Genomic DNA, 16,524 nt, shown 5'->3' on the forward strand with positions numbered 1-16,524 from the left:
TGAAACAGGAACTGGCCGCCCTGCGTGAAGAGCTCGACTCGGTCAACGAGGTCCGCGCCAGCCTCGACCAGGAAATGCTGGTTCTCTTCCTCGATCCCCGTGGGCGCATCGAATCGGTGAACGCCAACTTCGAGAAGGAGATGCTCCATCGCGGCGACCAGCTCATCGGCCGTCCGCTGCTGGACCTGATCCCCGATCACGTGCGTGGGCTCGATTTTCACCTGCGGGTCAAGCACGCCATCGAGCGCGGCGAACACCTGGCCGGGGTGATCCGTCTGCTGCGTGGCGATGGCGAAGAGGCCTGGCTGCGCTCGATCCTGCAGCCGATGCACGACAGCAACGGCGTGGTCCGGCACTTCTCGATCCACGCCAGCGACCTGACCCGCACCATCGAGAACTCCCGCGAGCACGAGAACCTGATCGAGGCGCTGCAACGCTCCACCGCGGTGATCGAATTCAACCTGCAGGGCGAAGTGCTCGCCGCCAACGACCGCTTCCTCAACGCCATGGGCTACAGCCTGACGCAGATCCAGGGCAAGCATCACCGGATGTTCTGCGAGCCCGGCGAATACAACTCGTCGAACTACGACGCCTTCTGGGCCAAGCTGCGCCGCGGCGAGTTCGTCACCGGCCGCTTCAAGCGCCTCGACAGCCGCGGCCACGAAGTCTGGCTGGAGGCCTCCTACAACCCGATCATCGACGCCCACGACCGCCTCTACAAAGTGGTGAAGTTCGCCACCGTGATCACCGAGCAGGTGCACCGCGAGAACGCCGTCGCGCAGGCGGCGACCATCGCCTTCGACACCTCGCAGACCACCGACGACAGCGCCACCAAAGGCGCCGCCGTGGTGCAGCAGACCGTGGATGTGATGCGCGAGCTGGCGGAGCGCATGCAGGAGGCCGCCCAGGGCATCGAGGCGCTGGACCGCCAGTCCCAGGCCATCGGCGCGCTGGTGCAGAGCATCCGCAGCATCGCCGACCAGACCAACCTGCTGGCGCTCAACGCCGCCATCGAGGCGGCCCGCGCGGGCGACCAGGGGCGCGGCTTCGCGGTGGTCGCCGACGAGGTACGCCAGCTCGCCTCGCGCACCAGCGCCGCCACCGAGGAAATCACCCGCGTGGTGGAACAGAACCAGCACCTGGCCGGCCAGGCCGTGGCCATGATCGACCGCGGCAAGCAGCAGGCCGAGCTGGGCCTGGAGCTTTCCGGCCAGGCCGGCACGGTGATCATCGAGATCCAGGACAGCGCCCAGCGCGTGGTCAACGCCGTGGGCCAGTTCGCCAACCAGCTGTCGACCTGAGGCGCTTCCCTGCGGCACGTCAACACGGCGTGCCGCAGCCTCCCCTAGGCTCCCGTCCGGCATTGCAGCTAGGCTCAATGCAGATGCGCACCCTCGCCATCGAAGGACGATCCCATGAGCAGCACTCCCCTCCCCGACGTCATCCAGTACCTGCGCCTGCTACCCGAGCGTGGCGGCTCGGACATGTTCTTCAGTGTCGGCGCGCCGCCGCACCTGAAGGCCGAAGGCCACAGCCAGCCGGCGGATGACCGGGTACTGCAGAACGGCGAAGTGAAGACCCTGGCCTGGCAACTGATGTCGCCGGCACAGGCGCAGGATTTCGAGCGCGACCTGGAGATGAACCTGGCGCTGAGCGTGCCGGACGTCGGGCGCTTTCGCGCGAACATCTACTTCCAGCGCGGCGAAGTGGCCATGGTGGTACGCCTGATCAAGCAGGTGATCCCCGACGTCACCTCCCTCGGCCTGCCGTCGATCCTCGACAAGCTGGCCATGCAGGATCGCGGGCTGATCCTGGTGATCGGCGCGGCCGGCGCGGGCAAGTCGACGACCCTGGCGAGCATGCTGGACTTCCGCAACCGCCATCGCTCCGGGCACATCGTCTGCATCGAGGACCCCATCGAGTTCCTCCACACGCACAAGAAGTCGATCATCGACCAGCGCGAGGTCGGCCTGGACACCCACAGCTACGAGGACGCCCTGCGCAACGTGCTGCGCGAGGCGCCGGACGTGATCATGCTCGGCGAGATCCGCGACGCCGCCACCATGCAGCACGCGCTGCACTACGCCGAGACCGGTCACCTGTGCGTCGCCACCCTGCACGGCACCAGTTGCCGCCACGCCATCGAGCGCATCACCCGCTTCTTCCCCGACGAGGCGCGTCCGCAGGTGCTGGCCGACCTGTCGCAGAACATCCTCGCGCTGGTCGGCCAGCGCCTGGTGCCCGGCAGCCACCAGCGCCGCGCGGTGGCGGTGGAGCTGGTACTGGGCACGCCGCACATCCGCGGCATCATCCAGCGCGACGAGTTGCCTGAGCTCAAGGGCGCGGTGGAGCGTGCGCTGGAAAGTGGCATGCAGAGCTTCGACCAGAGCCTCTACAAGCTGCTGGAGGAAGGCCGCGTGAGCGTGAGCGATGCGCTGAAGTTCGCCGACTCGCGCACCGACCTGGCGCTGAAGATCAAGCTGGAGCGTGGGATGGACGACGACAGCGTGGGGCCGGTGTTCGGCAGTTGAGTTGACCCGGCTGCTTTTCGTAGGAGCGTGGACCTTGTAGGAGCGGGCCATGCCCGCGATCAGCGCCCGCAGGGCGCTCCTACAGGATGCCCTTGAGCAACGCATCGATCTCCACACTCTCGGCCATCGCCCGGTTCCCCGCATCGCCGGGGTGCAGGTGGTCGCCGCTGTCGTAGGCTGGCAGCAGGCGTAGCGGGTGCGCGGGATCGCGCAGGTGCGCATCCAGGTCGAGCACCGCATCGAACTCGCCGCTGTCGCGAATCCACTGGTTCACCCGCTGGCGCAGCGCCTCCTTGTTGGCGGCGTGGTAGTTCTCGATGGGTGAACCGCTGAGCGCGCGCTCGAACGGCAGGAGGGTCGTGCCGACGATGCGCACGCCACGCACATGGGCCTGGGCGATCAGCTGGCGGTAACCGGCGACCAGGTCCTCGTACTGCACCAGCGGGTTGTTCGGCGCGAAGGTGCTGCCGGGCCAGGAGATGTCGTTGATGCCCAGCAGTACGATGGCTGCCTTTACGCCCGGCTTGCCCAGCACGTCGCGCTGGAAACGCACCAGGGCACTCTGTCCCATGCCGTCGGAGAGCAGGCGCGCGCCGGAGATGCCGGCATTGATCACGCCCACGTCATGCGCCGCCAGCCGCTGCGCCAGCACGTCCGGCCAGCGCTGGTTGCCGTCCAGGCTGGCGCCGCGGCCATCGGTGATGGAGTCACCGAGCACCGCCACCACCGGGCGCGCTTCGGAACTCTCCACAAACACGTCGGCGAGGAACAACCGCGCCTCCATCTTGCCGTCCGCCGGCAGGCGCGCGGCGTCGAGCTGCTCGCCCGGGCCACCGTATACGCGCTGCTTGCCGTCCCAATGGAAGCTTTCGATGGCAGTGGGCTGCGGCAGATAGATCGACACAGCCAGTTCGCCCAGCGCCGGAACGGCGAGGTCCAGCGGATCACTGAGCAACTCGGCGCCTGGTGCGATGTAAGCCGTGGGCTGACCGGCGAAGGTCAGGCGCCGGCCCGGACCACCAAGTCGCCCGTCCGCCGCCGCGAGCGCCACGGCCGCGCCGCCTATGGCCACCGGTTGGCTGCCATAGGCGTTGGACAGGGCTATGCGGATACGCTGCCCGCCCAGGCTGACCTTCACACTCTGCCGCAGCGTGTGGTTGCCGATCACCGTCGGCACCCCCAGCGGCAAGGGTACTTCCTTGCCCCAGACGCGCTGCGGGCTGGCGCTCCAGGTCGCCTGCCAGTGTCCTTCTTCAGCCTGCGCCAAGGGCAGGGCCAACGGTATGGCCAGGGCGATCAGGGCGGTGAGCAGCAGTCGTTTCATGGTATTCCTCGACAACGTTGATGGAGATGACCATAGGCTCGGCCATTCCCAATCACGGCGGTAGACGGCATATTTGCAGACCCGTCATTCGATTAACGAATAGGACATGGATACCCTCAAGGCGTTGCACTGTTTCGTCCGCGCCGTGGAACTGGGCAGTCTTTCCGCCGTGGCCCGCGAGTCCGGCAGCAGCCAGCCGACGGTGAGCAAGACCATGGCAGCGCTGGAACGCCAGGTTGGCGCGCAGTTGCTGATCCGCAGCACCACCCGCGTGCAGCCCACCGAGCAGGGCCGGAGCTTCTACGAGCATGCGCGGCAGACGCTGGAAAGCTATGCCGAGGGCGTCAGCGAGGCCCGTGGCGAGACCGAGCAGGTGCGCGGCCGCCTGCGGGTCAGCGCGCCGGTGAGTCTGGGCGTGCTGCGGCTGAATGCGCTGCTGCTGGAGTTCATGCAGTTGCACCCGGAGGTCGAGGTGGAACTGCTGCTCAACGACCGCTTCGTCGACCTCACCGCAGAAGGCATCGACCTCGCCCTGCGCCTGGGCGGCGAACTGCCGGAACAACTGATCGCCCGTCCGCTGGCGCGCTCGCGGCGCTATCTGGTGGCCGCCCCGGCATGGCTCGCCCGGCAGCCCGGCCTGCACTCGCCCGAGGACCTGCCGCTGGCCGACTACCTGCGTTTCGCCTGGCTCGACGCCGGCCAGAACCTGCTGCTGCGCCACGTCGACGGGCGCGAACTGAACCTCGCCACACGCAGCCGCTACACGGTGAACAGCTCCCTGGCGATCCGCGAGAGCTACTGCCTGGCTGCCGGTTTCGGTCTCACGCCGGCCTGGCTGGTGGCCGACCTGCTGGCCGACGGCAGCCTGCAACGCATTCTCCCGCACTGGCACGGGCCTACCCAGGAGGCCAGTCTGCTGTATCCTTCGCGGCTTTTTCTGCCGGCCCGGACCCGCGCGCTGATCGATTTCCTCATCGAGCGCCTGCCGCGCCTGCCCGGTTTCGAGGCTCTCTGACGGGCAGCGGCTATGCTTTTCGGCATTGAGCAGAACCGCCGCGCCCACCGACCGGTCGAACCCTGATATCCGCCCCCGAGGGACTTGCATGGGCAAGCAACACACACCTTATCTGCTGGCCACCCTGGCGCTGCCGCTACTGCTGGCCGGCTGCTCGACGAGCGCCAGCAACCCCTGCGACGAGCCGCTGAGCGGCGAGGCCTGCCGCCAGGAGCGCCTGCTCTACCAGAACGACATGCTGCAGGCGAAGCTGCTGATCGCCAGCGGCGACCTGGCCAACTACGAGCTGGCCGAAGCTCTGCTCGCCCGCTCCCTGGAAAAGGACGTGCGCGGCGAGGCGAGCTTCTACATGGCGCTGCTGAAGATCAAGGAAGGCCCGCAGGTGGACGAGGTGCTGCCACTGCTGGAGAAGGCCGCCGACGCCGGCCAGCCCTATGCCGTGGCGCTGCTCTACAAGATCTGGTCCGAACCCTTCCTGGTGGAGCAGGCCGACCCGGCGAAAGCCCGGCAGTATCTTGAGGACTACGGCAACCTGGACGTCGCCAGGAGCGGCTACCCGTCGTTCGAGAAAGCCACCGCGCTGGTCAACTCGCTGCTCAGCGAACCGCCCGCCGTCGCCGACCAGCCGGCTCAGCCCTAGCCCTCATCGGGCGCCGGGGCGGCCTGGTCGAAGGTCCTCGCGCCCTCGTCCTTGCCGTGGGGCAGATGGTGCTCGATCACCGCATTGAGCTCCGCGCCCAGCAGCAGCACCGCCGACGAGATGTAGAAGTACAGCAGCAGCACGATGATCGCCCCGACGCTGCCGTACATGGCGTTGTAGTCGGCGAAGTTCTTCACGTAGTAACCGAAGCCCAGCGATGCGGAAATCCACAGCACCACGGCGAGCATCGAACCGGGCGTGATGAAGCGGAACCTCTGCTGCACGTTGGGCGTGACGTAGTAGATGATCGCCACCGCCATCATCATCAGCAGCACGATCACCGGCCAGCGCAGGATGCTCCAGAGGATCACCACGAAATCCTCCAGGCCCACCTTGGCGGCGATCCAGCCCATCACCTGGGGCCCGAGGATCATCAGCGCGGCGATCAGCATCAGCATGGCCACCAGGCCGAAGGTGTAGAACAGCGACAGCGGGATGCGCTTCCAGGCCGGACGCGCCTCGCGCACGTCATAGGCGGCGTTGAGTGCGATCATCAGCGAACGCACCGCCGCCGAGGACGACCACAGCGCCACCACGATACCGATGGACAGCAACCCACCCTGGCGCTGCTGCAACTGGTCGATGACCGGGTTGACCTGCTCCAGCGCCTGCGCCGGCAGCACGTAGTCGGCCTGCTGGCGGAGGAAGTCGAAGAACTCCGGCAGGTGCAGGAAGCCCAGCAGCGCGATGAGGAACAGCAGGAAGGGAAACAGCGAGAACAACCCCTGGTAGGCCAGTGCGGCGGCGTAGGTGGGCATCTCGTCGTCGAGGAATTCCTTCAGCGTCAGCCTGATCAGCTTCCAGGGCCCCAGGCTGAGCCCGCGCATGTCCATGAATCGCATCCCGCACCGTCCTCCCGATGAGCGTCCCGCCTGCCGGCGGCTGCAGGGTGGACCCGCGCCAAGCCGGCAAAGTTGCAATAAATGCGCGACGCAGAGCGCCCCGCCAGCACAGACCATAGCCGCTGGCGGGGCGCGGAGGCCAGAGCGGGTGCGGATTCAGTCGGCCGGGCGATAGACCTTGGCGAAGCGCTCGGCCTTCACCACACCGTAGTCACCGGGGGCGTACTGCATGACCCAGTCACCAGCGGCACCGGTGAGGCGGTCGCCACCGGCCGAGCGCAGCAGGCTGAAGGCTTCGTCCATGCGCCGGGCCAGCACCGGGCTGGGGATATTGCGGTAAGCGCCCGGCTCGCCGTGGCTGAGTGCAGTGTCGGCGGGCCGGTATTTGGGGTCGAAGCGCTCGCGGGAGACGACCCAGCGCTCGCCCGTCGCGCCGCTGATGATCGCGTCCCCGATGGCGTAGCGATTCGGACCTTCGAGGCTCATCAATTCGCCCACCGCGGCAGCGAATTCGACGGTGACGGTTTCATCCTTCACCACGCGTTGCGCGGCGGGATCGGTGCGGAGGTCGACCTGGGTGAGTTCGATCATGGCGGGGCTGCAGACCTGCGGAAAGAGGTGGAAGAGAGACCGGCGGCAAGCCTACCCGCAAAAGAATCGCCCCGCGAGCAGCCAGCGGCCGACGGTGCTCTACACTCACACGCCATGGGCGTGCCGTCACGGCACATCGGCCCGAACCCGGCCATGCTCTGGCTGTCGCACCTACTGAGCCTGCACCCACGCACCACTCCCATCAGCCGTACAGGAATCTCCCATGCTGTTTGCCCGTCTCGCCCTGCCCTTCCTGTTGCTCACCAGCCTGGCCGTCCACGCCGAAGACACCCCCGACGAAGCGAAATTCCTCAAGGAATCGGCGGACTATTTCGACCAGGTCACCAAGGCCAACCTGCCGCGCCAGGTGGACAAGGTGACCACCCTCAACAGCGTGCAGCTCGACCCGGCGAAGAAGATGCTGTATTACCGCTACGCCATCTCCAACCTGCGCCTGGACGCCATGGACCTGGGCGCCCGCGCCAAGTTCGAGAACGGCCTGAAGAAGCAGCTCTCCGAGACCACCTGCCAGCAGCCCGACCTGCTGCAGCGCTTCCGCGAGCACCACCTGAGCGTCACCCACGAGTACGCCGGCAGCGACGCCAAGCCGCTGGCCAGCATCACCATCGATCCGCAGACCCTGAGCTGCGCCAAGACCTGACGTTGCAGAACCACCGATGAGCCGTGCCGACTACCACCAGGAAAACGCCCAGCGCGCCGAGGCCGAAGCTCGGCGCGCGCTGGCTGCACTGGGTGGCAGGCGAGCTGTACCGGCTGAGCCCGCCGCACTACGCCAACATGGTGCGCCGCGAGCTGGAGCGCCTGACCGCCGGCTGAACGGCCGCCTGCCACGGGACTATGCTGAAGCAGTCAGCTCTCGGTCCGAGGGCGTCCCGTTGGAGGACAGGCTCGTGAAAGGTCTCGACGCGAAGAAACAGGCGAAGAAGAAGCCGCTGAAAACCGCGCACGAAAAACGCATGGCCAAGCGGCAGAAGAAAACCGGCAAGTCGCTGCTGGGCACGCCTCAGCAACCGTCCTGAGGGCGCGCCCCTCGTCCCGCGGATGGCCTCGGCGAGGCTGTCCGCTCACCTCCCCTCCCGGGACTCTGCGGGAGCGCGCCATGCGCGCGATCGTGGGCATGGCCCGCTCCTGCAAGGGTGTTCCGATACACCGCCCTGGTAAGCGTGCGCTAAATCAATCCGGGTCAGACCAGCCCGGCGCGCAGATTCAGCAGCATCCGTTCGCCCTGGGCGAGAATCAGCCCGCCGGCGCGATAACCGGCGGCGCCGATGCACAGGAAGCGCTCCGCTTCGCCCGGCTCCACCTGTTCCACCGCGCGGCTGCCGGGGTGCCAGATGACACTGCCGGCGCTGGTGTTCTTGTCGATGCGCAGGCGGCGCTGCCAGCCGGCATCCTCCAGCACCAGGGAACCGGTGTTGTAGAGCACCTGCTTGACCGCGCCACGGGGAGCCCAGGTGTTGGGCAGGCCGCTGGCCTTGCCGTCCAGCTCCATCCCATGGACCACCGAGCGACGCAACGAACCCACGCGCCAGTAGGGCTGCAGGGCGAAGCTGAAGAGGCAGTCGCTGTCATCTTCGTGGTAGCTGGAGAGCTCGATGTCCAGGTCCTGGCCCAGGCGCGCTTCCAGGCGCACGTGCCAGTCCTCGATGTCCAGCTGCCAGCTGACCACCACCTTGCTGTCGTCGGCCCAGGCGTCGAGCATGCGCCACTCGCGCTGGCGCGCCCAGCCGTGCTGGGGCCAGTCGGCCTCAGTGGGGTGGCTGCCGAACCAGGGCCAGCAGACCGGGATACCGCCGCGGATCGGTGCCGTGCTCAGGCTCGGCCACTGGCTTGAGCACCACAGCAGCGGGCGCGCACCACGCGGCTGGAAGTGCAGCAGTTGCGCACCCTGGCGGCTGAACACCGCCTGGCATTGCGGATGATCGATGAGCAGCAGGTCGCGACGCTGGAAGCGCACCCAGTCGAAGGGGCGCTTGCCCCGCATGGAATGAAAAAAGCGCTGCAGCGGATGCTCGAGCATTGTCCGGATGTCCTGATCCAATCCCTGCCCGGACATTCCGGGGCGTGAAGATCTCTGTAGTTTCACTACATCTTACAGAAAAGGCGGCGATTCTAACCGCAAAGCCTAGTCACGCGCAGCGCCCGCGCCAATGAAAAAAGGCCCGTCGCAAGGACGGGCCAGGTTCGCACCAGGGAGCAATCAGAAGCTGGACTGGATCTTCAGGCCGGCCACCACGGCGTTGTTGACCTCGTCCACGCCGCCCGGATGGCGGATGTACTGCAGGTTCGGCCGCACGGTGAGCCAATTGGTCACATGCACGCCGTAGTACAGCTCGGCGTTGTACTCGGTGTCCTGGATGGGCTGGTACAGCGGGTTGTCGTAGTCGTCGATGCCGTTGACCTGGTTCACCAGGCGCTGGCGATCCTGCACATCGTCGTTGACATGGATGCGCGCCACGCCGAAGCCGATGTCATCCTTGGGCCGCGCGTCGAACGGGCCCTTGTAGACCACGCCGAGCTGCTGGTAGTTGTCGACGGTGTTGGTGGCCTTGTCGTGCACGGTGAAGTTGGCGAACAGGTTCAGGCCACGCGAGGTGTCGCCGTCATGGGCGGTCACCTGCTGCTGCGCCACCACCCACCAGCCATGCTTGCCGCTGTGGGTCTTCGCTGGCTCGCCGGTGAGCGCCTGCGGGTTGCCGTTGACGTCGTCGTATACGTCGTCGGCCTCGGCGGTGCTGTAGTAGTAGCCCAGGCGGTATTCGCCGGGCAGTTGCTGGGCGCCGACCCTGGGCATCCACACCAGCTCCACCGGTAGAATGGTGCCCTTGGTACCGCTGCCGTTGAGCTTGAAGCCGTTGCCGGTTTCCAGGTTCGACGGGTTCTGGTTGTACGCGCCGACCTGGGCGTACCACTGGTCGTTGAAGTTCCACTTCACCCGGGCCGCCCACTGGCTGACCGGCCAGTTGTACCAGATGCCGCCGACCCAGTTGCCCACCTGCGAGCCGCAGAAGGCCAGGTTCTGGAAATCACAGGGGAAGCTGTTGAAGTCCTCGCCCTCGCCGAAGCGGCCGACCTTCACGTCCAGCGCGCCATCGAAGTACTGCTGCTTGATCCACATCTGCGTCAGGCGCCAGGTCTGGCCACGGCCCCAGACTTCCTGCACGGAGCTGAACTGTCCGGCGCGCGGGTCGCTGATGCGGTCGTTGGAAAGATTGCGGCCGCTGCGCTCGGTGACCGTCAGCTGGAACTCGGTGGCATCCCAGCCGAGGATCTTCTGCAGGTCCAGGTGGGTGCCGAGGGCGAACTGGTCGGAGTAGCGCGCCGTGGTGTGCTGGTCGTAGCCACCGCCCAGGTTGCTGGCCACCTCGCCGACGTAGTCGAGCTTGAAGTCGTAGCCCTTCTCCAGCAGTTCGGTGCGCTTGCCACCCCAGTCACCCAGGCCCCACTTTGACTCGGATGAGAAGGCATCGTCGGCATGGGCGACGTTGCCCACGCAGCCCAGTGCGAGCAGGCAGCCCAGGGTTCGTGCGGCGGGCCGGTTGTTGTTCTTGTGCATCTCCAGCGTCCTCGTTGTCTTGGTTTCTAGCGTCGTTACAGGCAGGGGGTGTTTCAGGAATGCTTCTGGCGGGCCAGCGGCGTCACCTTGTTCGCGCCGTCGCCACGCGGCTCGGCGCGCAGTCGCTCGCCGCTCTGTGCGTCGAACAGCAGCGCGCGGGAAGGATCGAAGCGCAGCTGCAGGGACGAGCCCGGCAGCGGCGTCTGGTCCGGCGCCAGGCGGCAGCAGACCTTGGCGCCATTGAGCGTGACGAAGGCCAGGGTGTCCGGGCCGGTGGGTTCGACCACCTCGACCTCGGCACGCAGGTCGCTCGGGCCGTTGCCGTCGTCGCTGGCCAGCTGTACCTGCTCCGGGCGCACGCCGAGGATCAGCTCGCGACCTTCGACCAGCCCGGCGTCCAGTTGCAGCGGCAATTCGCAGCGGTCCTGGCCGCTGTCCAGCAGGCCGACCAGCCGGCCGCCCTGCTGCTGCACCCTGAGCGGGATGAAGTTCATCGGCGGCGAGCCGATGAAGCTGGCGACAAACAGGTTCGCCGGATCGTTGTAGATCTGCTGCGGGGTGCCGAACTGCTGGACGATGCCGTCCTTCATCACCGCCACCTTGTCACCCAGGGTCATGGCCTCGATCTGGTCGTGGGTCACGTACACCGTGGTGGTCTTCAGGCGCTGGTGCATCAGCTTGATCTCGGTGCGCATCTCCACGCGCAGCTTGGCGTCGAGGTTCGACAGCGGTTCGTCGAACAGGTAGATCTTCGGCCGCCGCGCCAGCGCCCGGCCCATCGCCACGCGCTGCTGCTGGCCGCCGGAGAGCTGCGAGGGCTTGCGTTCGAGCAGGTGCTCGATCTGCAAGAGCTTCGCCACGCGAGCCACCTCGGCGTCGATTTCGGTTTTCGGCAGCTTGCGGATCTTCAGGCCGAAGGCGATGTTCTCGCGCACGCTCATGGTCGGGTACAGCGCGTAGGACTGGAACACCATGGCGATGTCGCGATCCTTCGGGCTCATGCCGCTGATGTCCTGGCCGTCCACCAGGATGGCGCCGCCGGTGACGTTCTCCAGGCCGGCGATGCAGTTCATCAGGGTGGATTTGCCACAGCCGGAGGGGCCGACCAGGATCAGGAACTCGCCCGAATCGATCGACAGGTTGATCGACTTCAGGGTGTCCGCCAGGCCTGCGCCGTAGGACTTGTGCAGGTTGTGCAGTTCAAGGGTGGACATCGGTGCTTACCTCAACCTTTGACGGCGCCGGCAGTGAGCCCGCGCACGAAGTACTTGCCGGCCAGTACGTAGACCACCAGCGTGGGCAGCGCCGCGATCATCGCGGCCGCCATGTCGACGTTGTATTCCTTCACGCCCGTGCTGATGTTCACCAGGTTGTTCAGAGCCACGGTGATGGGCTGGGCGTCGCCGCTGGCGAACACCACCCCGAAGAGGAAATCATTCCAGATCTGGGTGAACTGCCAGATCAGACAGACCATCACGATGGGGGTGGACATCGGCATCAGAATGCGTAGGAAGATGGTGAAGAACCCCGCGCCGTCCAGGCGCGCGGCCTTCACCAGCGCATCGGGAATCGCCACGAAGTAGTTGCGGAAGAACAGCGTGGTGAAGGCCAGGCCGTAGATGCAGTGCACCATCACCAGGCCGGTGGTGGTGTTGGCCAGGCCGAGCTTGCCGAGGGTGAAGGACATCGGCAGGAGGATCACCTGGAACGGCAGGAAGCAGCCGAACAGCAGCGCGCCGAAGAACAGCTGCGAACCGCGGAAGCGCCACATCGACAGCACGTAACCGTTCATGGCGCCGATGAAGGTGGAGATCAGCACGCCCGGCACGGTGATCTTCACCGAGTTCCAGAAGTAGTCGCCCACCGCACCCCAGGCCTTCACCCAGCCGATCACGGTGAATACGTCCGGCAGCGCCAGCAGGTTGCTGGTGCGGATATCCTCGGGCGACTTGAAGCTGGTCAGCAGCATCACCAGCAGCGGGATCACGTACAGCGCCACGGCGCCCCAGAGGGTCGCATGCACCGCCAGGCGGCTCAGGCTGAACGACGGTTTCAGGGTCGAGTCATGCATGGCGCTTGCCCCGCAGTTCGGAGTACAGGTACGGCACGACGATGGCCAGCACGGCACCCAGCATCAGCATCGCGCTGGCCGCGCCCAGGCCCATCTGGCCGCGGGTGAAAGTGTGGGCGTACATGAACATCGCCGGCAGGTCGGAGGAGTAGCCGGGGCCGCCGGCGGTCATCGCGGCGACCAGGTCGAAGCTCTTGATGGCGATGTGCGCGAGGATCATCAGCGCGCTGAAGAACACCGGACGCAGGCTCGGCAGGACGATGCGCAGGTAAATGGTCGGCAGGCTCGCGCCGTCCACCTGGGCGGCACGCACGATGGCCGGATCGACCCCGCGCAGCCCGGCGAGGAACAGCGCCATGACGAAGCCCGAGGCCTGCCACACGGCGGCGATCACCAGGCAGTAGACCACCCGTTCCGGGTCCACCAGCCAGTCGAAGCGAAAGCCGCTCCAGCCCCAGTCGCGCAGCAGCTTGTCCAGGCCCAGGCCGGGGTTGAGCAGCCACTTCCAGGCGGTACCGGTGACGATCATCGAAAGCGCCATGGGGTACAGGTACACCGTGCGGATGAAGCCTTCGCGACGAATGCGCTGGTCCAGCAGCACCGCGAGGAACACCCCGAGCACCAGGCAGGTGCCGATGAACAGGCCGCCGAACAGCAGCAGGTTCTTGCTCGCCACCCACCAGCGGTCGTTGTCCCACAGCCGCAGGTACTGGCTCAGCCCGGCCCAGCTGTAGGCCGGCATGAAGCGTGAATTGGTGAAGGACAGCAGCAGCGTCCAGCCGATGTAGCCGTACACGCAGACCAGCACCACGAGCATGCTCGGGGCCAGCACCAGCTTCGGCAGCCAGGCCTGCAAGCCATCGAGCAGCGAAGCGCGGGGCGCGGCGGCGGGGGTGAAAGTCGGAGATCGGGTCGCCATCTGCTTTCTCGAGGATGAGTGAGCCCACCCGGGCTGCCGTGGCGGCCCGGAGTCGTTCTGTCGGGAGGGAAGCCGGCTCCGCTACGGAGCCGGCGAGCGCCTTACTGCGCGGCGGCCTGGATGGCGGCGCCCAGTTGCTGCGCGGCCTTCTGCGGATCGGCGGCGGGGTCGTTGAAGAAGTTGGTGACCACGTCGAAGATCGCGCCCTGCACGTAGCTGGAGGCGGCCATACTGTGGGCCATGCTCGGCACCAGGTTGTTGCTGGCGGAGGCGGCCTTGAAGTCCTTCATCGACTGCTGGGCGCAGCTGTCGAAGGGCGTCATGTCGACGTCCAGACGCACCGGGATCGAGCCCTTGTTGAGGCTGAAGTCCTTCTGGAACGAAGGATCGAGTACAGCGCGGGCCAGGTCTTCCTGGGCCTTGCGGTTTTCCTCGTTGCTCAGCTTGAACATCACCAGGGAGTCGATGTTGTAGTCGAAGGCCTGCTGCGTGCCGGGGAACGGCAGGCACTGGTAGTCCTTGCCCGCCACCTTGCCGGCGGCGGTGAACTCGCTCTTGGCCCAGTCGCCCATGATCTGCATGCCGGCCTTGCCGTTGATGACCATGCCGGTGGCGACGTTCCATTCGCGGCCGGCGGCGTCGGCGTCGACGTAGCCGTGCAGCTTCTTCAGCGCGGCGAAGACGTCAGCCATCGGCGCGCCGGTGAGGGTTTCCTTGTCCAGTTCGACGAAGGCCTTGCGGTAGCCTTCCGTGCCCATCTTGCTGAGCACCAGGTTCTCGAACAGGGTGCCGTCCTGCCACGGCTGGCTGCCATGGGCCAGCGGCGTGAAGCCGGCGGCCTTGAGCTTGTCGGCGGCGGCGAAGAATTCATCGAGGGTGGTCGGCGGCGTGGCGCCGGCCTTCTTGAACACTTCCGGGTTGATGTACAGCCAGTTCACCCGGTGCACGTTGACCGGCACGGCCACGTAGTCGCCCTTGTACTTCATGATCTGCGCCACCTGCGGCGGCAGCAGCTGGTCCCACTTGCCTTCGGCGGCGACCTCGTTGAGGTCGGCGAGCAGGCCCAGTTCGCCCCACTCCTGGATGTCCGGCCCCTTGATCTGTGCGGCGGCCGGCGGATTGCCGGAGACGGCGCGGGTCTTCAGTACGGTCATGGCCGCTTCACCACCGCCCCCGGCGACGGCGAAGTCCTTCCAGGTGTGGCCCTTGGCTTCGACGAGTTTCTTCAGGGTTTCGGCGGCGCGCTTCTCACCGGGGGACGTCCACCAGTGCAGCACTTCGACTTCACCGGCGTGGGCCAGCAGGGGGGAGAGACAGAAAGAGGAAAGACAGATGGCGGCCGACAGGCGACGGATCGCATTCATGGGGAGCACCTTGTTCTTGTTATTGGAGGCAAGTCTGCGCTTGCGATGGTCCGAGTCTATCCAAGGCATTCCGTTCTCCGGGTAACGAAGCGATCTTCGATTGTCACTGGCCAGTGACATTTGGCGAATGTTCATGAGGAAAGATGACGGGAGCAGGAATCGCCCTACTCCACCTCCAACCGCGGCAACCTCAGCGTCACCCGCAACCCGCCCTCACGGCGGTTCTGCAGGGTGACTTCGCCGCCGTGGGTATGCGCGATGTTGCGCGCAATGCCCAGGCCCAAGCCGTAGCCCTGTCCCCGTTCGGACAACCGGAAGCGTGGCTCGAAGACTTTTTCCAGGCGCTGCTCCGGCACACCCGGGCCCTGATCGTCGACATGCAGGACCACCGCGTCGGCATCGTCCTCGATGCTCAGCTGGGCGCGGCCGCCGTACTTCAGGGCGTTGTCCAGCAGGTTGCCGATGCAGCGCTTGAGTGCCAGCGGCTTGCCCGGATAGGGCTCGAGCGACGCGCCCAGTACCTCGACGCGGCCATCGGCTATGTAGGGGCCGGCGACGTATTGCAGCAGCTGGTTGAGGTCCACCGGTTCGACGTTCTCGTGGATGTCGGTGTCCTTCACGCATTGCAGCGCGCCCTTCACCAGCAGTTCCAGTTCATCGAGGTCGTGGCTGAACTTGTCCTGCGCCTGTTCATCCTCCAGCAGCTCCACGCGCAGGCGCAGGCGGGTGATGGGCGTGCGCAGGTCGTGGGAGATGCCGCTGAACAGCTGGGCGCGTTCGTTGACATAGCGGTCGATGCGTTCGCGCATGGTGTTGAAGGCGCGGGAGACTTCCACCAGCTCGCTCGCCCCGCTCTCCTCCAGCGGCTGGTCCTCACCACCCAGCGCGATGTCGCGGGCGGCGCGGGCCAGGCGCTTGAGCGGGCGGCTCTGCCAGTGCACCAGCAGGCCGGTGAACAGCAGCAACAACAGGCTGGTGAAGGCGATGGAAATGACCTGCTGCGGCGGCAGGCCTTCAGGCTCCAAGGTAACGTAGGGCGCCGGCATCAGGCTGGCAATGTACAGCCACTCGCTTTCGCCGATGCGGATCTGTGTGACCAGCACCGGCGGGTTCACCGGCTCCAGGGTCAGCGCGTAGTGCGCCCAGGAGCGCGGCAGCTCCTCCAGTTTCAGCTCGCCGTTGAACAGCCGCAGGTCGTCGGGGCTGACGAACTCCACCTGCAGCTCGACGTCCTTGCCCAGCTTCTGCTGCAGGACGTCCTGCACGATGTCGATCACCGCCTGCTTGTTGGTGGTGTCCGGCAACGCGCGCAGGTTCAGCGGGCGTTCGTTGAGCGAGACGAAGAAGCGTGTGCCGCCCATGCTGCGCAGCTGGTCGAGCACCAGCGGGCGGTAGCCGATGGGCAGCGAGCGGAAGTAGCTGACGCTGGCAGCCATGGAGTAAGCCAGGCTGCGCGAGCTGGTGAGCAGGCCGTCGCGCTGGCTGGTGCGCAGGTGGGAAATCCAGAACAGGCTCGACAGCCCCTGGGCGATCAGCACCGCCAGCAGGGTGAGCAGCAGCATGCGGCCGAGCAGCGAGCGCGGCACCAGG

Annotated in this window: 16 protein-coding genes and 2 pseudogenes; 8 read left to right on the forward strand and 10 right to left on the reverse strand. The window is 66.5% G+C overall.

Annotated features, from left to right (window positions below; all coding sequences use genetic code 11):
* Positions 1 to 74 precede the first annotated feature (74 nt).
* From J2T47_RS29410 to J2T47_RS04710, 3 genes and pseudogenes are all read left to right on the forward strand, one after another.
* Positions 75 to 761, forward strand: a pseudogene (locus tag J2T47_RS29410) (PAS domain-containing protein); the annotation flags it as partial.
* Between the two features lie 99 nt (positions 762 to 860).
* Positions 861 to 1,301, forward strand: a pseudogene (locus tag J2T47_RS29415) (methyl-accepting chemotaxis protein); the annotation flags it as partial.
* 114 nt (positions 1,302 to 1,415) lie between these two features.
* Positions 1,416 to 2,531, forward strand: a complete 1,116-nt coding sequence (locus J2T47_RS04710; protein ID WP_253442944.1) for a PilT/PilU family type 4a pilus ATPase — start codon at positions 1,416 to 1,418, stop codon at positions 2,529 to 2,531.
* 79 nt (positions 2,532 to 2,610) lie between these two features.
* Here the strand turns inward: J2T47_RS04710 and J2T47_RS04715 are convergent, their stop codons facing one another.
* A complete protein-coding gene (locus J2T47_RS04715) occupies positions 2,611 to 3,855 on the reverse strand; it encodes an SGNH/GDSL hydrolase family protein (protein WP_253442945.1) in 1,245 nt (414 codons plus the stop codon).
* A gap of 106 nt (positions 3,856 to 3,961) precedes the next feature.
* On the opposite strand from J2T47_RS04715, the gene J2T47_RS04720 reads away from it, so the two are divergent.
* On the forward strand, positions 3,962 to 4,870 hold the full coding sequence (locus J2T47_RS04720; protein WP_253442947.1) for a LysR family transcriptional regulator: 909 nt from the start codon (positions 3,962 to 3,964) through the stop codon (positions 4,868 to 4,870).
* 88 nt (positions 4,871 to 4,958) lie between these two features.
* The gene (locus J2T47_RS04725) at positions 4,959 to 5,510 is read left to right on the forward strand and encodes a hypothetical protein (protein WP_253442949.1); all 552 of its coding nucleotides are present in this window, start codon (positions 4,959 to 4,961) and stop codon (positions 5,508 to 5,510) included.
* On the opposite strand, the gene J2T47_RS04730 is transcribed toward J2T47_RS04725, so the two are convergent.
* Together J2T47_RS04730 and J2T47_RS04735 are read right to left on the reverse strand one after the other, a co-directional pair.
* A complete protein-coding gene (locus J2T47_RS04730; protein WP_253442951.1) occupies positions 5,507 to 6,412 on the reverse strand; it encodes a YihY/virulence factor BrkB family protein in 906 nt (301 codons plus the stop codon). The two genes, J2T47_RS04725 and J2T47_RS04730, sit on opposite strands and share 4 nt — an antisense overlap.
* A gap of 156 nt (positions 6,413 to 6,568) precedes the next feature.
* A complete protein-coding gene (locus J2T47_RS04735) occupies positions 6,569 to 7,003 on the reverse strand; it encodes a PGDYG domain-containing protein (protein ID WP_253442953.1) in 435 nt (144 codons plus the stop codon).
* A 223-nt stretch (positions 7,004 to 7,226) separates the two neighbouring features.
* Between J2T47_RS04735 and J2T47_RS04740 the strand changes: the two genes are divergently transcribed.
* From J2T47_RS04740 to J2T47_RS29180, 3 genes are all read left to right on the forward strand, one after another.
* Complete coding sequence (locus J2T47_RS04740) at positions 7,227 to 7,664, forward strand: hypothetical protein (protein WP_253442955.1); 438 nt, start codon at positions 7,227 to 7,229, stop codon at positions 7,662 to 7,664.
* A 23-nt stretch (positions 7,665 to 7,687) separates the two neighbouring features.
* Positions 7,688 to 7,840 carry a hypothetical protein gene (locus J2T47_RS04745; protein WP_253443815.1) on the forward strand — a complete coding sequence of 51 codons (153 nt, stop codon included), beginning with the start codon at positions 7,688 to 7,690 and terminating at the stop codon, positions 7,838 to 7,840.
* 74 nt (positions 7,841 to 7,914) lie between these two features.
* Positions 7,915 to 8,043, forward strand: coding sequence for a hypothetical protein (locus J2T47_RS29180; RefSeq protein ID WP_017516671.1), 129 nt, complete (start codon positions 7,915 to 7,917; stop codon positions 8,041 to 8,043).
* Between the two features lie 164 nt (positions 8,044 to 8,207).
* Here J2T47_RS29180 and J2T47_RS04750 read toward each other — a convergent pair whose 3' ends face one another.
* The 7 genes from J2T47_RS04750 to J2T47_RS04780 all read right to left on the reverse strand — a co-directional run bounded on the left by J2T47_RS04750 (position 8,208) and on the right by J2T47_RS04780 (position 16,520).
* A complete protein-coding gene (locus tag J2T47_RS04750) occupies positions 8,208 to 9,044 on the reverse strand; it encodes a D-hexose-6-phosphate mutarotase (RefSeq protein ID WP_253442958.1) in 837 nt (278 codons plus the stop codon).
* 180 nt (positions 9,045 to 9,224) lie between these two features.
* Positions 9,225 to 10,580, reverse strand: coding sequence for a carbohydrate porin (locus J2T47_RS04755; RefSeq protein ID WP_253442960.1), 1,356 nt, complete (start codon positions 10,578 to 10,580; stop codon positions 9,225 to 9,227).
* Between the two features lie 53 nt (positions 10,581 to 10,633).
* Positions 10,634 to 11,794 (reverse strand): ABC transporter ATP-binding protein, encoded by a 1,161-nt coding sequence (locus J2T47_RS04760; protein ID WP_253442962.1) that lies wholly within the window; start codon positions 11,792 to 11,794, stop codon positions 10,634 to 10,636.
* A gap of 11 nt (positions 11,795 to 11,805) precedes the next feature.
* Complete coding sequence (locus tag J2T47_RS04765) at positions 11,806 to 12,651, reverse strand: carbohydrate ABC transporter permease (RefSeq protein WP_253442963.1); 846 nt, start codon at positions 12,649 to 12,651, stop codon at positions 11,806 to 11,808.
* Complete coding sequence (locus J2T47_RS04770) at positions 12,644 to 13,570, reverse strand: carbohydrate ABC transporter permease (protein ID WP_253442964.1); 927 nt, start codon at positions 13,568 to 13,570, stop codon at positions 12,644 to 12,646. Before J2T47_RS04770 ends, J2T47_RS04765 begins: the two co-directional genes overlap by 8 nt.
* 101 nt (positions 13,571 to 13,671) lie before the next feature.
* Positions 13,672 to 14,934 (reverse strand): ABC transporter substrate-binding protein, encoded by a 1,263-nt coding sequence (locus J2T47_RS04775; RefSeq protein ID WP_253442965.1) that lies wholly within the window; start codon positions 14,932 to 14,934, stop codon positions 13,672 to 13,674.
* A gap of 164 nt (positions 14,935 to 15,098) precedes the next feature.
* Entirely contained in the window at positions 15,099 to 16,520 is a 1,422-nt protein-coding gene (locus tag J2T47_RS04780) for an ATP-binding protein (RefSeq protein ID WP_253443775.1), read from the reverse strand.
* Positions 16,521 to 16,524 lie beyond the last annotated feature (4 nt).

Origin of the sequence: Pseudomonas nitroreducens (genome assembly GCF_024170165.1) — a bacterium.
Classification (GTDB): domain Bacteria; phylum Pseudomonadota; class Gammaproteobacteria; order Pseudomonadales; family Pseudomonadaceae; genus Pseudomonas; species Pseudomonas nitroreducens_C.

Coding starts and splice junctions, on each gene's coding strand:
- J2T47_RS04710 (WP_253442944.1), top strand. CDS start 1,416: ATGAGCAGCACTCCCCTCCCCGACGTCATCCAGTACCTGCGCCTGCTA.
- J2T47_RS04715 (WP_253442945.1), bottom strand. CDS start 3,855: ATGAAACGACTGCTGCTCACCGCCCTGATCGCCCTGGCCATACCGTTG.
- J2T47_RS04720 (WP_253442947.1), top strand. CDS start 3,962: ATGGATACCCTCAAGGCGTTGCACTGTTTCGTCCGCGCCGTGGAACTG.
- J2T47_RS04725 (WP_253442949.1), top strand. CDS start 4,959: ATGGGCAAGCAACACACACCTTATCTGCTGGCCACCCTGGCGCTGCCG.
- J2T47_RS04730 (WP_253442951.1), bottom strand. CDS start 6,412: ATGCGATTCATGGACATGCGCGGGCTCAGCCTGGGGCCCTGGAAGCTG.
- J2T47_RS04735 (WP_253442953.1), bottom strand. CDS start 7,003: ATGATCGAACTCACCCAGGTCGACCTCCGCACCGATCCCGCCGCGCAA.
- J2T47_RS04740 (WP_253442955.1), top strand. CDS start 7,227: ATGCTGTTTGCCCGTCTCGCCCTGCCCTTCCTGTTGCTCACCAGCCTG.
- J2T47_RS04750 (WP_253442958.1), bottom strand. CDS start 9,044: ATGCTCGAGCATCCGCTGCAGCGCTTTTTTCATTCCATGCGGGGCAAG.
- J2T47_RS04755 (WP_253442960.1), bottom strand. CDS start 10,580: ATGCACAAGAACAACAACCGGCCCGCCGCACGAACCCTGGGCTGCCTG.
- J2T47_RS04760 (WP_253442962.1), bottom strand. CDS start 11,794: ATGTCCACCCTTGAACTGCACAACCTGCACAAGTCCTACGGCGCAGGC.
- J2T47_RS04765 (WP_253442963.1), bottom strand. CDS start 12,651: ATGCATGACTCGACCCTGAAACCGTCGTTCAGCCTGAGCCGCCTGGCG.
- J2T47_RS04770 (WP_253442964.1), bottom strand. CDS start 13,570: ATGGCGACCCGATCTCCGACTTTCACCCCCGCCGCCGCGCCCCGCGCT.
- J2T47_RS04775 (WP_253442965.1), bottom strand. CDS start 14,934: ATGAATGCGATCCGTCGCCTGTCGGCCGCCATCTGTCTTTCCTCTTTC.